The sequence below is a fragment of the Saccharibacillus qingshengii genome (genome assembly GCF_013185195.1).
Taxonomy (GTDB): Bacteria; Bacillota; Bacilli; order Paenibacillales; family Paenibacillaceae; genus Saccharibacillus; species Saccharibacillus qingshengii.
In genome coordinates, this window is sequence record NZ_JAAZWC010000003.1 from 58,233 (window position 1) to 71,110 (window position 12,878).

Genomic DNA, 12,878 nt, shown 5'->3' on the forward strand with positions numbered 1-12,878 from the left:
GGGGTTTTTGCGTATAACCGATCGGCAGTACCGCTCTAAAGCCAGCCGTCCTGTGTGCGGATTCCGATCAATCGCCTGCTCACAGGCAGGACTCGGACCGCTTGAACATCCTTATGCTGCTTAAAGGCATCGGCCAGTGCGCCAGTGGTGGCGTAACGGCTTCCGTCTTCCAGCTCGACCCACAGCTTACATAGCCTCGTCCGAGTGTTTCGGCTGCATTCTTCTTGGAAGTTGGCGACCGGAGCTGTCCGTTCTTCGATCACGCCTTCCGTGTAATACCGCGAGAGATCATAGGAAGTCTGCGGCGTCTGGAATCCGGCCAGCATGACAGACGGCAGCGCCAGTACGCCGATAGCGGCGAGCCACACCAAGGCGGCCCGAATCGTCAAGACAATCAGCACACCCCGCTGCAGTCCCAATCCGAACGTGTCCGCGTAAATGCCGGGTACGGATACGAAAGCCAATACAATCAGCATCAATGGTGCCCAGATCCAGAGCGGAGGGATCCGTTCGAACAGGGAAGAGAAGCTTTTTTGGGGCACGGGATCTCCCTTATTTGTTTTGTGACTCTGACTGTGAGATTTGTTTTTATTAGTGCGCACGGCAGGCAACCTCCTGATATCCGCCTCTTGGCGTATTTGCTGCAAATGATTTTTTTGTAAAGGAAAACGGATCCGAAAAAAAGGAGGCTTCGGCTGTATGGTCGTCATCAAACCGCATACGGAAAAAACAATTCCCCCGCTTCAGCTCATGCGTCTCTATGAAGATGTCGACTGGTGGCCCGAACGCACCAAAGAAGGAATCCGTAAGCTGCTGGCACACGGAATCGTACTCGGAGCCTGGGAAGACAAGCAGCTGGTCGGATTCTGCAGGGCCGTGTCCGACGGCGTTTACCGGGCTTACGTGGAAGATGTGGTCGTGCTCCGCACGCACCGGGGGCAAAAGATCGGCCGGCAGCTGATCGACAAAATGATCAAGGAATTAAGCGGAATCGAAGTCGTGAGTTTATTCTGCTCGACCAAGCTTACCGATTATTACGAGAAAAGCGGATTCAAGCCTACGCAGCAGGTGGTCATGCACCGCAGCAGCCGACCAAGCGGTTCTGCGCGGAACGAACCACCCGAGAGGAGGTGAATCCATGATTCCGATCCGAGTGCCCAAAGAAGACAAAGACGAGATAATCGCCGACCTGCAGAACTTTTTCTATGAAGAGCGCGGGGAAGAAATCGGAAGTCTTGCGGCGGAACAGCTGCTCGACCATATGATGAAACAGTTTGCTCCCTACATATACAATCAGGCCGTTCGGGATGCCAAAACGGCGGTGAACGAAAAGATGCTGCAGATCGAAGACGAGCTGTATGCGCTGGAGCGTCCGGTCAACCGAAGATAAAGGCCGCAGAGACGGCGGAAAACGGTGAACGATGAACAAAGAGTTGTGGAGCAAAATCGGAGACGGAGGCACGGCCGAGATTTACCTCGACGAATCGGGCCGTGTCGTGAAATGGTTTCGGGAAGGGTTCTCCGAAGCAGCCGCAGCGTCCGAATATCGAAAAAGCGAGTGGGCTTATGCGGCAGGTCTGCCTACCGCCAAAGCGCTCGGATTGACGAACTTGGAAGGCCGGCAGGTTCTGCTGCTGGAACGTCTTGAAGGCGAGTCGCTGCTGCAGCGTCTGCAGCGCGAACCGGAGACGGCCGAAGAAGCGGCGCGCAAATTTGCCGCTTATCACGTTCAACTGAACAAGCGGGAAGCAGCCGCACTGGAAGACGATCAGCGCAGCCGCCTGGTGCAGCGGATTGGCTGGGCGGATCGTCTCGGCGAATCGGAGCGCCGCCAGGTTCTGGAAGCATTGGAGCTTCTGCCTGATGGACAACAGTTCTGCCATGGCGACTTTCATCCCGGGAATATCATGGAGAACGGAGAAGACTGGCAGGTCATCGACTGGATCGATGCCAACTGCGGCCATCCTCTCTACGATGCTGCCCGCACCCTTCTGCTGCTTGGGTTCGGTACGGAAGAAGGCGGTGCCCGAGGCCGTATGGAAGAAGCGGCGGCCGTGTTCCGCAGCGCCTATCTGCAGACGTACTCGGAACAGTCGGGCTTCGGCAGGGATGAGATCGAGCGCTGGATGCTGCCTGCGGCGGCCGTCCGTCTGGTCGAACCCATCCCGGAATCCGAGAAGGATAAGCTGGCCCAATACGTGAGGAGCCGTCTCTTGTAGACGCAAACCTCTCCGAAAGCGATTCTCGGCCCGGTTCGAGCCGGGTTTGGGTTCGTCTACCGCTTGAGCAGGAAAGGAAGAAGGAAAGGCGCCGTTTTAGAGGCGCCCAGGCTGTCGAGAAAGTCCTATTCGTTTAGTAAGCTCGTCGGCTGCGGGAGAAATTCGTTCCGGTCGCGTGTTGAAATCGGGAAAAGGATTGGATTTTAGCGGAATTTTCCCGATTTCAAAGGCGAACACTATCGTTCCTTCACTGAATTTCTCCCTCCACCTCCTTGCTTCTCTCGGAATCATACTTTCTCGACACGTTGGGCGCCGTTTTAGAGGCGCCTTTTTTGCGTGGCGATCCAGAAGATCAATCCTGCCAAGCTGACCAATGCCCCCAGCAGGCTGACACCGCTCCAGCCGTAATGCGCATATGCCTGGGTGGACAAGAAGGCGCCCAGTGCGCTTCCGATCGAATAGAAGACCATATAAGCGCCGGTCAGACGGCCGCGTGCTGCCGGAAGCGCGGCAAACAGCAGGCTCTGGTTCGTGACATGCACGGCCTGTACCGCGAAATCCAGCAGAAGGATCCCGACGACAAGCAGCGGCAGCGAGTGATGCAGCAGGCCGATCGGCAGCCAAGACAGCAGCAGCAAGGCCAAAGCGATACCGGTTGTGCGTTCTCCCCATCCCCGGTCGGCCAGATGCCCGGCTCCCAGAGCGCCGAGCGCTCCGGCCGCTCCCGCCAATCCGAATGCGCCGATTGCCGACGGGGACAACGACAGCGGGACACTGCCAAGCGGTAGGGCAAGCGGCGTCCACAGAATGCCAAAAGCGGTAAAGACGAAAAAAGCCAATGCCGCCCGGGTCCGCAGCAGGCGTTCTTCCGCGAACAGCCGCAGTATCGACAGCAGCAGCCGTCCGTATGACAACCGGGACTTGTCGGCAGAGTCCGGCGGCAGCACGGCCAAGAGGGTGAGCGCGGCGGCGGCCGTCAGCAGCGAAGAAATCAGATACACGGCGCGCCAGCCGGCCAGATCGCTTACGAATCCGGCGAACGTGCGGGCCAACAAGATACCGACGACTACGCCGCTCGTGACGATGCCGACGATTCGGCCCCGTTGTTCTTCGGCCGCGAGCGCCGAAGCCAAGTTGACGAGTACCTGGGTCACAACGGCCGTGAGACCGACCAGCGCCAATCCGGCCAGCAGCATAAAAAAGCTCGAAGCGAACGAGGCGGCCAGCAGACCGGCGGCGATCAGCAGCAGTTGGATGACCGTCATGCGTTTCCGGCTTCGCAGATCGCCAAGCGGTACGATCAGCAGCAGACCAAGCGCGTAGAACAGCTGCACGACCATCACGATCGAGCCGATCGCGGAGACCGAAACGCCGAATTCGTCCGCCAGCAGGCCAAGCAGCGGCTGGGTGTAATACACATTCGCCACGGCAAGGCCGCAGGCGGCCGCAAGCAGCAGCGAAATTTTCGGTGATAGTTTGGTCGAAGAACGGGATACGGGCATGATAAACCTCCTGGGGTGTTCATTTTGTACCGATCGGTATGTAATCGATGCCCGCTTACTATATCGGTTCTTTTTTGTTCTTGTCAACCCTTTGCCAATTCGGCGGACAATGATTTATACTGATCGGTACAGAGTAGACAGCGCCTTATAGGCGAAGGAGGAAGAACATGAGACCGCGTGCTTTTGACGAACGGGAAGTCCTTGAAGCCGCCATGCGGGTATTCTGGGAAAAAGGGTACGAAGCCGCTTCGCTCCACGATCTGACCGTGAGAATGAATATCCGCAAGCCAAGTTTGTATGCGGCATTCGGCGACAAGCGGGAGCTGTTCGGGAAAGTGCTGGATCTGTACATGCGCAAGCATATCGCTTACGTGGACGAAGTGCTGGGCAGGGAATCCGCAGCTGCGGTGGCATTCGGCGGCCTGCTGCGAGATCTGGCAACCGCAGGTTCGGGCGGAGACCCGACACTCGGCTGCCTGGCGATTCTGACCATCGACGAGTTGGCGCGCCGCGAACCGGAGTGGACCGCGAAGACGCAGGCCCATCAGCTGAGGTTGGCCGAACGGTTTCGACAGCGGATCGAACAGGGCATCTCTTCGGGCGAATTGGCACCGGACCAGGATGCGGCCGCGCTCGCCCATGCGCTGCTGGCAGCGGTGATCGGTCTGACCGTGATGGTCAAAACACGGCCGGATGCCGCTTTTGTCGACTCGACGATCGCAGGAACATTGACCTTATTCAAGGAGGCGCAATCATGACAACCGTTCAAGTTTTTCATTACGAGGCTTTTTCGTCTGTCGCGGGGCAGGGCAATCCGGCAGGCGTGATGCTGGATGCGGATTTTTTGACGGATGCGCAGATGCAGGAGATTGCGGCTGCAGTCGGTTTCAACGAAACGACGTTTATCTGCCGGTCGGAAGAAGCGGACGTCAAGCTGCGCTATTTTACGCCGGGCAATGAAATGGACCTGTGCGGACATGCGACGATGGCGTCGCTGTACGCGCTGCATACGAGAGGAAGGCTGGACCGAACCGAGGCCTTGATCGAGACCAAAGCCGGCCTGCTGCCGGTGCAGCTTCGGTATGGGGCGGACGGCGGCGGGGAATCGCTGTTCATGCGCATGCGTCAGGCCGACCCGGTATTCGTTCCGTTCGAAGGCGATCGGGAACGTCTGCTTGCGCTGATGGGACTGTCCGTCGACGATCTGGATGACCGCTATCCGATCGTTTACGGCAGTACGGGCGTCTGGACGCTGCTGATTCCGATCCGGAAGCTGGAAGCCTTCTCGCGTATGACTCCCGACAATGCCGCCTTTCCGGATGTGCTGACGCAGCAGCCGCGGGCGTCTTTGCATCCTTTTTGTATGGAGACCGTCGATCCCGCAGCCCGCATGCATGCGCGTCATTTCTCTTCGCCGTTCTCCGGCATGGTCGAAGATCCGTCTACGGGCACGGCGACCGGCGTCATGGGCGCTTATGCCCTGACTTATATGGAGCCGGAAGCGGCTCGCGGCGAATTCATGGTCGAGCAGGGAATCGAGATGGGACGCAGCGGACGGATTCGGGTAGAGGCGGCGCGCACAGACGAGGGAGGCATGGATATCCGGGTATCCGGCCAGGCGGTGTTCGTCGGAGAATTGGAGATCGAATTAGATTGAATAGAGGCCAAAACCCAACTTCCTTCGCTTCCGGCGCGTTTAAGGGATAAGAGGAGGGGGTAACATGATGCTGGAAAAGAAAACGTACCGGGTACGCAGTGTCTATTCGATCGGCACCTTTATCGGATGCGGCTGCCTGGCTGCGATTTGGTTTTTTATGCGTATAGGGATCGGGAGCATGCATGGAGCGATGTGTTGGAAAACAGAATCGTGTACGGCTTCACTCTGACATTTGCGATTTTGTTGGCGGTTGTCGCTCTGGTGAGCCTGTGGCAAATGAGACGACCCGCTTATCAGCTGGAGCTCGACCGGGACAAGATCAAGCTGCGCCGTCGTGAGCTGGGCAGCGACCGGATCAAACGCATCTATGTATCAAAAGGAGAGCTTCCTCTGGTCGGGATCCTCCCCAAACGATCCGGGTTCGTTCCTAACGACTATACGTTCAAATTCCTCGAAGATCCCGAGCCGAAGATTCAGGAGCTGCTGGAGTGGGCGAGCGCCAACGGCGTATCGGTCATTCATAAAGAAAGAGCGCGTTGGCTGTGAACGCCTACAAAAATAAGGGATGCCCGAAGGCATCCCTTATTTTTCGCAGGCAATAAAGTCTTTGTCGCGGTCTTTTTTCTGGTTTTCTTCGTACAATTTCGCGGAAACGAACGGTTTGTGCTTCGTTTTGCCGCCTTGGTTTTTGACGGATGCGGATTTGGCGACGCCGCCTTTGTAATCTTTGTTCAGTTCGGAGCAGTTTTGATACTTTTGGGCGGCATCGACAGGCTGCGGAGATGCGGGAACGGCTACGGCAAGCAGCAGGGCGAAGCTCAGGCCATAGGCCAGTCTTTTTTTCATGGGGAAAGCCTCCAGTTCATCCAGGGATAGTTCCGTCCTCGGGGGCGGAACGAATGTCGTCTGGGATTTATATCGGAAGAAGAAGCCAGGGGTTTAATAGAGGGTAAGGAAATAACAAGGACATTAGGCACAAGATGCAGCAAAAGGAGATTAACAAAGCATAAGAGGAGGAACACAGATGGCCGGGCGCAAAAAGAGATTTTTTAACGAGGAACGGGAAGGATTGGCCGGGGAACGGGTGATGCTGCTGTATATCAAATATGCCTACTACTGCACCGCCCAATGGATCATTCGAAAAAAATCACCGCTGGATTCCCGTTTCACAGACAGGTTGAAGCAGCTTCGCGCGGCAATCGACGATTCCAAAAAGATTCGTTTCGATCACGGCATAAGCTGAAGCGACAAGAACCCGGATCTTTGCGGCAGCGAAATTTGTATGAAGCGGGCGGCTTTACAACAACAAAAATGTCCACCCAAGAAGGATGAGTGTCCGTGATTATCATCAGCGAAGAAATCCGGGTGAATGCTCCGATCGAGGTGTGCTACGATGCCGCACGCGATATCGGACTGCATCCGCAAACCGTCTGGCCCCGAACGAAAGAACGGACGCTGCCAGGAGGAAGAAGGGACGGCCTGCTGGAAAAAGGCGAAAAGGTCGTATTCGAAGCGGTTCATTTCGGTGTGCGGCAGAGATTGGAGTCGGTTGCGGAAGAAATGGAGCGGCCGGACTTTTTCGTCGATCGGATGAGCCGCGGCGCGTTCAAGGAGATGATGCACCGGCATGAATTTGAGACGAGCGGTCAAGAAACGATCGTGCGCGATATCCTGCAGTTCGCTTCTCCGCTGGGACCGATCGGCCGTCTGTTCGACGCACTCGTTCTGAAACGTTATATGCGATCTTTTATCCGATACCGCCAGCGGCAGTTAAAAAAAGCAGTAGAGCGGATGTACACGTTGGAAGGACAATAGTCCGCTGCGAGAAAAGCTCCGTTTAAGCTCGCTGACTGTTTTTTGAAGCGAAAAGTAAAAAAAGACTGTCATCCGATGTCGGTTTCGGGGTATGATTATTGAAATATTCTCGATCACTGGGGGCTTACGATGAACTACATCAGTACAAGAGGTCAAGTTGAACCGAAAGGCTTTATCGATACCGTTCTGATGGGACTGGGCGAAGACGGAGGACTGATGATTCCGCAGCAGATCCCGACCGTATCGGCCGAAACGCTGGAACAATGGCAGGAGCTGCCTTTTCGCGAGCTGTTTATCGAAATTTTCTCGCTGTACGCCAACGGAGAGATTCCGGAAGCCGATCTGAAGCAGTTGGTGGATGCCAGCTATGCTTCGTTCCGCGAACCGGAAGTGACGCCGGTGCGCAAGCTGAACGATTCCCTGTACATTCTGGAATTGTTCCACGGCCCGACGTTTGCCTTCAAGGACGTAGCGCTGCAGTTCATGGGCGAATTCTATTCGTACGTCTCCCGGACGCGCGGCGAGATCATCCATATCCTCGGCGCAACGTCCGGCGATACCGGCGCGGCGGCGATCCAGGGCGTGCGCGGCAAAGAAGGCATCAAGATCTGTATTCTTCACCCGCATGAAAAAGTCAGCAAAGTGCAGGAACTGCAGATGACGACGGTGAACGACGAGAACGTGCTGAACCTGTCGGTCAAAGGCAACTTCGACGACTGCCAGCGCATCATCAAGGAACTGTTCTCCGATCTGTCGTTCAAAGGCGAACATCATCTGCGCGCGATCAATTCGATCAATTTTGTGCGGATTCTGGCTCAGACGGTCTATTACTTCTATGCGTACTTCCGCGTGAGCGAACAGTTGGGTGCCGACGCGGCCGCCAAGAAGATCAACGTCAGCGTGCCGTCCGGCAACTTCGGCAATATCTTCTCGGGTTTCCTGGCGAAAAAGATGGGTCTGCCGATCCACAAACTCATCATCGCGACGAACGAAAACAATATTCTGGAGCGCTTCGTGACGACGGGCGAATACCGTCCGGGCGAGTTCCGCAAGACGCACAGCCCGTCGATGGACATCCAGGTGGCGAGCAATTTCGAACGCTACCTGTATTATCTGCTGGACGAAGATTCCGAGAAAGTGTCGGCATACATGGCGAAGCTTGCGAGCGAAGGCGGCATCACCGTCGAAGGCGAACTGCTGAAGCGCGTGCAGTCCGAACTGCATGCGCTCGGCGCCAAGAACGAGCAGGGACTTGAACTGATGGGCCGCTACAAAAAAGAGTACGATTATCTGCTCGATCCGCATACCGCGTGCGGCGTGGCGGCGTACGAAGCGTTTAACGGGGAAGGCGAAGTGACCGCCGCGTTCGCGACGGCGCATCCGGCCAAGTTCGACGAAGCGGTGCGCCTGCTCGATATCGTGCAGGACTTCCCGGTCGAGATCGCCGAACTGGTCGCCAAAGAGCAGTTCCAGACCGTGATCGACAACGACAAAGCGGAAGTGACGCGCCAGCTCGAAGCTTTTTTTGCGGGGGACGCGGTAAGCCGCTCTTAAACGGTTGACCCAGAAGAACGCCTTCCGTCAGGGAGGCGTTTTTTGCTGCGGAAGAACGGAAGGCGGACATGACTCTCTGCGTGGATTGCGGTATGCTGGCTGTAGAATAAAAATAGCGAAACGGGAGCGTGGAACAATCATGAACAAATTGGCCTGGATCGGAACGGGATATATGGGACTGCCGATGGCGCGCAATCTGCTGCAGGCGGGTTACCCGGTGCATGTATATAACCGCACGGAAGACAAAGCGCGTCCGCTGACGGAAAACGGAGCGGTACTTGCTTCTTCGCCGCGTGAAGCCGCGCAGGGCAGCGAAATCGTTTTTGTCATGCTGACAAAAGGTTCTGCCGTGCAGGCTGTATTCGAAGGAGAAGAAGGTCTGCTTGCAGGGCTTGAAGCAGGCAGCGTCGTCGTAAACATGAGCACGATCGCGCCGGAAGAAGCGCAAGGGTTCGCGAGGCAGGTGGAGCAGGCGGGCGGGCATTACGTGGATGCGCCGGTATCCGGTTCGGTCGGTCCGGCGGAGAACGGGCAGCTGGTCATTCTGGCCGGAGGCCGTGCGGAAGCGGTGACGCTGTGTCAGCCGTTCTTCGATATTTTGGGCAAAAAAACGATCCGGTTCGGCGAGGTCGGCGCAGGCAGTTCGGCCAAGCTGTCGATCAATCTGCTGCTCGGCGTCATGGCGCAGGGCATCTCCGAATCGCTGCTGATTGGCGAAAGCGCGGGACTTGACCGGGCGCAGCTGATCGAAATGATCGGCGAATCCGCCGTCAACACGCCGATGCTGGCCGGCAAAAAAGACATGTGGATGAACGAAGAGTTCCCGGCGGCGTTTATGGTGAGCCTGCTGTCCAAAGATCTGGGGCTGCTGACGGCGGAAGCGAAGCGGCAGGGTCTCGAGCTGCCGCTGGCCGAAGCCGCGGACCGGACGTACGCCGACGCGGTGCGCAGCGGCAGAGGCGAACTGGACATGGCCGCCGTCTGGCTTGAGCTCAAAGAACGAAACGAAAATCGATAAGGAGTTTTGCTTATGAAAGCCCGAAATATCGCCGTGAAACTGCTGGCTGCGCTGGTGCTGCTCGGCTACGGATCTCTGCTGCTCTATTGGATGTTCTGGGGATTCGGACGTTCTTCGCATATCGCGTTGGGAGGCGATTTTCGTTATAATCTGGAACCTTTCGAGACGATCCGGCTGTTTACCCGCTCGGCGGGCTGGAACAATCTGCGGGCGCCGCTGATCAATCTGGCGGGCAACGTCGCGCTGTTTATTCCGTTCGGCGTACTGTTTCCGATCCTGTTTCGCAGATGCCGGCGTTATCCCGTATTCATTATCCGTTTCCTGGCTCTGATTCTGCTGCTCGAATTGGCACAGGGGATTTCGGGAGCGGGCGTGGCGGATGTGGACGACCTGATCCTGAACGGAGCCGGAGCGACAATCGGATATATCGGATACCGCTTGGCCGTCGGCCCGGAGAAAAAGCGCGGCGGTCGAAGAGATGGGCGCAAGTCTGCGGCGGCCGGAAGCGGTCGAACCGCGCAGGAGCGAAGATAGTCAGACCCGTTCGAGTAGAAAAACGAAGGGAAGTGTAACATGTGCTTCCCTTTTTGCGTTTAGAAGATAACTTGGAAGGAAAATAAAGGAGGCGGACAAGATGAATGAACAAGAAAACAGACGAACCCGCACAACACGCGCTAGAATCAGGCTGCTGTTGGCTCTGCTGATCTTTTTGGTCGGGATCGGAGGAAGCCTGGCGGCCGAGCCCGCGCCGGCTTACGCCTGCACCTGCGCAATCATCGATACGGAAGCAGCGGCCGGTTACGCGGATACCATCTTCTCGGGTACCGCTGTCGACCGACGCGAAAGCCTGGTCGGAGCGGATGGAATTCGTTCCAGTGCGGACCCGGCTTATTATCGATTTGAAGTCGACAAAGCCTGGAAAGGTGATGCTTACGAGAAGACGACCCTTTCGACCGAGATGAGCAGCTCATCCTGCGGAGCGGATTTCAAGATGGGCGAGAAGTATCTGGTATTCGCACGCAAAGACGGAGCGATGCTGACGACCGGTCTTTGTTCCGGCAATCAATCTTACGCGGCGGGCATCGAACCAGCTGCGATCCAGCAGCTTGGTGAACCGATCGAACTGCGGGCCGGTTCTTCTCCGGGTTGGCCGGAAGAAGGCTCGACCGTCCCGGTCTATGTATGGGTAATCGGCGGAGTGCTGGTGGTGGTGATCGTGGCTCTGGCACTTGCCCGCGGGCGCCGGCACGCAGCGAAGCGAAACCGGTGAGAAAGTTCGAAACGGTTCCAAAAAAAAAAGGATACGGCCCACGCGGGGCGTATCCTTTTTATCGTTTATTCGTACTCCAGCGGATGGGCCGTTTTCGCCGCTTAGCGTGTCGGCTTGCCGCCGAGCAGTTCGAAGATAATCTTCGCGTTATCCGTATTGTCGATCAGACCGGCAAAACGCTGGCTGCTCGGTCCGTACGCGTAGACCTGTACGTCTTCGCCGGTATGGCCGCCTGTTGTCCAGCCTGTGAACGAACGGGTATTGAAGATCGCTTCGATCGCATTGTCGATCGTCGTGACGTCTTTGCCGGCGGCCGCTTTTTTCACGGAAGCCCGTTCTTCGGCCGTCAGTTTGAGCTTGATGTTTTTCTTCAGCACGCTGTCGACCGATTCGCCGGCTGCGATCTTGGCTGCCATGTAGTCGGGCGTATGCACAGCCGCTTTGATCGGGGCCACGTCGAAGTTGTATTCGCCGTTTGCGCCGAGGCTCAGACCTCCCGTGGAATGGTCGGCAGTCGCGACAACTAGCGTATTGCCGTCTTTTTTGGCAAAGTCGATTGCGGCCTGGAAAGCGCCTTCGAAGTCTTCCATCTCGCTCATCGCGCCGACGATGTCGTTGTCATGGCCGGCCCAGTCGATCTGGCTGCCTTCGACCATCAGGAAGAATCCTTGGTCGTTGTCGCTCAAGCGGTCGATTGCGGCATTCGTCATTTCTTTCAGCGACGGCGCTGCCGAAGTGCGGTCGATCATTTTGTCGAGGCCGCCGTCCGCGAACAAGCCGAGCAGCTGCTGATCTTTGTTGGCCAGCAGGCTTTTGCGATCGGTCACGTAACCGAAACCGGCTTTCTTGAATTCGGCGGCCAGATCGCGGTCTTTGCGTACAAAGTTGCTTTTGCCGCCGCCGAGCAGCACGTCGATCTTGTGTTTGCCGCCGATCATTTCGTCGAAGTAATCGTCCGCGATCGCATCCATGTTTTTACGGCTGAGATCGTGTGCGCCAAAAGCGGCCGGTGTGGCATGCGTGATTTCGGACGTGGCGACAAGGCCTGTGGACATCCCGTTTTCTTTGGCCTGCTCCAGAACCGTTTTCACTTCCGTCTTGTCGTTGTCGACGGCGATCGCCGCATTATAGGTCTTGACTGCCGAAGACATGGCTGTCGCGGCCGAAGCGGAGTCGGTAATATTCTGGTGCTCGTCTTCCGGATACGTCGTTTGGGCGCCGACCAGATACGAATCGAACGCCGTTTTTTCCATCAGGGGAGTAGACTTCTTGTCTTTCATGTACCGGTAAGCGGTCGTGTAGGAAGGACCCATCCCGTCGCCGATCAGGAAAATCACGTTTTTGGCTGTGCCTGCTGCCGGTACTGCCGCCGCCGTTGGGGCATTTTCCGGAGCCGCAGGAGCCGCGGGAACGGCTGCTCCGGTCAGGGTCGGGGCTGCCGCCAAGGTCAGACCGAGTATGGCGGGAAGTCCTTTTTTAAACAAGCTGTGCATGTAATGTCCTCCTTCAAATATGTATCTTGGCCAAATCTGCGCTCACGCCGACTCACGGGGGAGGTTGGTGAGGCCTTAACGATTGAACATATGCTCAAGTATAGTCACCAATATAAAATGAAGATCCGAGTTATGTAAAAAGTATGAAAAAACAAAAAAAGACGTCGTGCTAACCGGAGGCCCGGGCAATCCGAGCAAGCAGGCTTTTGGGCCAAACGGCGCTTCCTTTTTCCTACGGGGAAAGGTAGAGTGAAATCAGGCCCGGTCGGGCGGAAGAAACGTGCACAAAACGGACCGGCGTGGAGCCTACAGCCGCAGACGACGCCGTAGAAAGGAAAGGTGAGAGGACG

The 12,878-nt window shown here is 56.7% G+C and carries 17 protein-coding genes; 13 read left to right on the forward strand and 4 right to left on the reverse strand.

Features of this window, described 5'->3' with window-relative positions; all coding sequences use genetic code 11:
- Positions 1-35 precede the first annotated feature (35 nt).
- On the reverse strand, positions 36-542 hold the full coding sequence (locus tag HRQ60_RS03720; protein ID WP_172194297.1) for a hypothetical protein: 507 nt from the start codon (positions 540-542) through the stop codon (positions 36-38).
- Between the two features lie 157 nt (positions 543-699).
- Here HRQ60_RS03720 and HRQ60_RS03725 point away from each other — a divergent pair, with 157 nt between their 5' ends.
- Genes HRQ60_RS03725 through HRQ60_RS03735 form a run of 3 tightly spaced genes read left to right on the forward strand, consistent with a single transcriptional unit; the run spans position 700 to position 2,219 of the window.
- Positions 700-1,134 carry a GNAT family N-acetyltransferase gene (locus HRQ60_RS03725; RefSeq protein WP_172194298.1) on the forward strand — a complete coding sequence of 145 codons (435 nt, stop codon included), beginning with the start codon at positions 700-702 and terminating at the stop codon, positions 1,132-1,134.
- Positions 1,135-1,138: 4 nt separating this feature from the next.
- Complete coding sequence (locus HRQ60_RS03730; RefSeq protein ID WP_172194299.1) at positions 1,139-1,390, forward strand: DUF2164 domain-containing protein; 252 nt, start codon at positions 1,139-1,141, stop codon at positions 1,388-1,390.
- Positions 1,391-1,421: 31 nt separating this feature from the next.
- Positions 1,422-2,219: a phosphotransferase family protein gene (locus HRQ60_RS03735; RefSeq protein ID WP_172194300.1), complete on the forward strand. Its 798-nt coding sequence runs from the start codon at positions 1,422-1,424 to the stop codon at positions 2,217-2,219.
- A 317-nt stretch (positions 2,220-2,536) separates the two neighbouring features.
- On the opposite strand, the gene HRQ60_RS03740 is transcribed toward HRQ60_RS03735, so the two are convergent.
- The gene (locus HRQ60_RS03740; RefSeq protein WP_172194301.1) at positions 2,537-3,721 is read right to left on the reverse strand and encodes an MFS transporter; all 1,185 of its coding nucleotides are present in this window, start codon (positions 3,719-3,721) and stop codon (positions 2,537-2,539) included.
- Positions 3,722-3,888: 167 nt separating this feature from the next.
- Here HRQ60_RS03740 and HRQ60_RS03745 point away from each other — a divergent pair, with 167 nt between their 5' ends.
- The 4 genes from HRQ60_RS03745 (at position 3,889) to HRQ60_RS03760 (ending at position 5,924) form a co-directional block, all read left to right on the forward strand.
- Positions 3,889-4,479: a TetR/AcrR family transcriptional regulator gene (locus tag HRQ60_RS03745; RefSeq protein ID WP_172194302.1), complete on the forward strand. Its 591-nt coding sequence runs from the start codon at positions 3,889-3,891 to the stop codon at positions 4,477-4,479.
- A complete protein-coding gene (locus HRQ60_RS03750; protein ID WP_172194303.1) occupies positions 4,476-5,378 on the forward strand; it encodes a PhzF family phenazine biosynthesis protein in 903 nt (300 codons plus the stop codon). Before HRQ60_RS03745 ends, HRQ60_RS03750 begins: the two co-directional genes overlap by 4 nt.
- 64 nt (positions 5,379-5,442) lie before the next feature.
- On the forward strand, positions 5,443-5,607 hold the full coding sequence (locus HRQ60_RS03755; protein ID WP_172194304.1) for a hypothetical protein: 165 nt from the start codon (positions 5,443-5,445) through the stop codon (positions 5,605-5,607).
- Positions 5,574-5,924 carry a hypothetical protein gene (locus tag HRQ60_RS03760; protein ID WP_172194305.1) on the forward strand — a complete coding sequence of 117 codons (351 nt, stop codon included), beginning with the start codon at positions 5,574-5,576 and terminating at the stop codon, positions 5,922-5,924. The genes HRQ60_RS03755 and HRQ60_RS03760 overlap by 34 nt, the downstream gene beginning before the upstream one ends.
- Positions 5,925-5,960: 36 nt before the next feature.
- On the opposite strand, the gene HRQ60_RS03765 is transcribed toward HRQ60_RS03760, so the two are convergent.
- Complete coding sequence (locus HRQ60_RS03765; protein WP_172194306.1) at positions 5,961-6,224, reverse strand: excalibur calcium-binding domain-containing protein; 264 nt, start codon at positions 6,222-6,224, stop codon at positions 5,961-5,963.
- A 178-nt stretch (positions 6,225-6,402) separates the two neighbouring features.
- Here HRQ60_RS03765 and HRQ60_RS03770 point away from each other — a divergent pair, with 178 nt between their 5' ends.
- The 6 genes from HRQ60_RS03770 to HRQ60_RS03795 all read left to right on the forward strand — a co-directional run bounded on the left by HRQ60_RS03770 (position 6,403) and on the right by HRQ60_RS03795 (position 11,035).
- Positions 6,403-6,621, forward strand: a complete 219-nt coding sequence (locus tag HRQ60_RS03770) for a hypothetical protein (RefSeq protein WP_172194307.1) — start codon at positions 6,403-6,405, stop codon at positions 6,619-6,621.
- 95 nt (positions 6,622-6,716) lie between these two features.
- Positions 6,717-7,193 (forward strand): SRPBCC family protein, encoded by a 477-nt coding sequence (locus tag HRQ60_RS03775; protein WP_172194308.1) that lies wholly within the window; start codon positions 6,717-6,719, stop codon positions 7,191-7,193.
- Between the two features lie 129 nt (positions 7,194-7,322).
- Positions 7,323-8,747, forward strand: coding sequence for a threonine synthase (gene thrC, locus HRQ60_RS03780; protein ID WP_172194309.1), 1,425 nt, complete (start codon positions 7,323-7,325; stop codon positions 8,745-8,747).
- A gap of 139 nt (positions 8,748-8,886) precedes the next feature.
- Positions 8,887-9,765, forward strand: coding sequence for an NAD(P)-dependent oxidoreductase (locus HRQ60_RS03785; protein ID WP_172194310.1), 879 nt, complete (start codon positions 8,887-8,889; stop codon positions 9,763-9,765).
- A gap of 12 nt (positions 9,766-9,777) precedes the next feature.
- A complete protein-coding gene (locus HRQ60_RS03790) occupies positions 9,778-10,299 on the forward strand; it encodes a VanZ family protein (protein WP_172194311.1) in 522 nt (173 codons plus the stop codon).
- A 100-nt stretch (positions 10,300-10,399) separates the two neighbouring features.
- Complete coding sequence (locus HRQ60_RS03795; RefSeq protein WP_172194312.1) at positions 10,400-11,035, forward strand: hypothetical protein; 636 nt, start codon at positions 10,400-10,402, stop codon at positions 11,033-11,035.
- 101 nt (positions 11,036-11,136) lie between these two features.
- Here HRQ60_RS03795 and HRQ60_RS03800 read toward each other — a convergent pair whose 3' ends face one another.
- Positions 11,137-12,528 (reverse strand): alkaline phosphatase, encoded by a 1,392-nt coding sequence (locus HRQ60_RS03800; protein ID WP_172194313.1) that lies wholly within the window; start codon positions 12,526-12,528, stop codon positions 11,137-11,139.
- Positions 12,529-12,878 lie beyond the last annotated feature (350 nt).

What these genes read in the sequence shown, in the direction of transcription:
- HRQ60_RS03725 (WP_172194298.1), top strand. Translation starts at nt 700, where the DNA reads ATGGTCGTCATCAAACCGCATACGGAAAAAACAATTCCCCCGCTTCAG.
- HRQ60_RS03730 (WP_172194299.1), top strand. Translation starts at nt 1,139, where the DNA reads ATGATTCCGATCCGAGTGCCCAAAGAAGACAAAGACGAGATAATCGCC.
- HRQ60_RS03735 (WP_172194300.1), top strand. Translation starts at nt 1,422, where the DNA reads ATGAACAAAGAGTTGTGGAGCAAAATCGGAGACGGAGGCACGGCCGAG.
- HRQ60_RS03740 (WP_172194301.1), bottom strand. Translation starts at nt 3,721, where the DNA reads ATGCCCGTATCCCGTTCTTCGACCAAACTATCACCGAAAATTTCGCTG.
- HRQ60_RS03745 (WP_172194302.1), top strand. Translation starts at nt 3,889, where the DNA reads ATGAGACCGCGTGCTTTTGACGAACGGGAAGTCCTTGAAGCCGCCATG.
- HRQ60_RS03750 (WP_172194303.1), top strand. Translation starts at nt 4,476, where the DNA reads ATGACAACCGTTCAAGTTTTTCATTACGAGGCTTTTTCGTCTGTCGCG.
- HRQ60_RS03755 (WP_172194304.1), top strand. Translation starts at nt 5,443, where the DNA reads ATGATGCTGGAAAAGAAAACGTACCGGGTACGCAGTGTCTATTCGATC.
- HRQ60_RS03765 (WP_172194306.1), bottom strand. Translation starts at nt 6,224, where the DNA reads ATGAAAAAAAGACTGGCCTATGGCCTGAGCTTCGCCCTGCTGCTTGCC.
- HRQ60_RS03770 (WP_172194307.1), top strand. Translation starts at nt 6,403, where the DNA reads ATGGCCGGGCGCAAAAAGAGATTTTTTAACGAGGAACGGGAAGGATTG.
- thrC (WP_172194309.1), top strand. Translation starts at nt 7,323, where the DNA reads ATGAACTACATCAGTACAAGAGGTCAAGTTGAACCGAAAGGCTTTATC.
- HRQ60_RS03785 (WP_172194310.1), top strand. Translation starts at nt 8,887, where the DNA reads ATGAACAAATTGGCCTGGATCGGAACGGGATATATGGGACTGCCGATG.
- HRQ60_RS03790 (WP_172194311.1), top strand. Translation starts at nt 9,778, where the DNA reads ATGAAAGCCCGAAATATCGCCGTGAAACTGCTGGCTGCGCTGGTGCTG.
- HRQ60_RS03795 (WP_172194312.1), top strand. Translation starts at nt 10,400, where the DNA reads ATGAATGAACAAGAAAACAGACGAACCCGCACAACACGCGCTAGAATC.
- HRQ60_RS03800 (WP_172194313.1), bottom strand. Translation starts at nt 12,528, where the DNA reads ATGCACAGCTTGTTTAAAAAAGGACTTCCCGCCATACTCGGTCTGACC.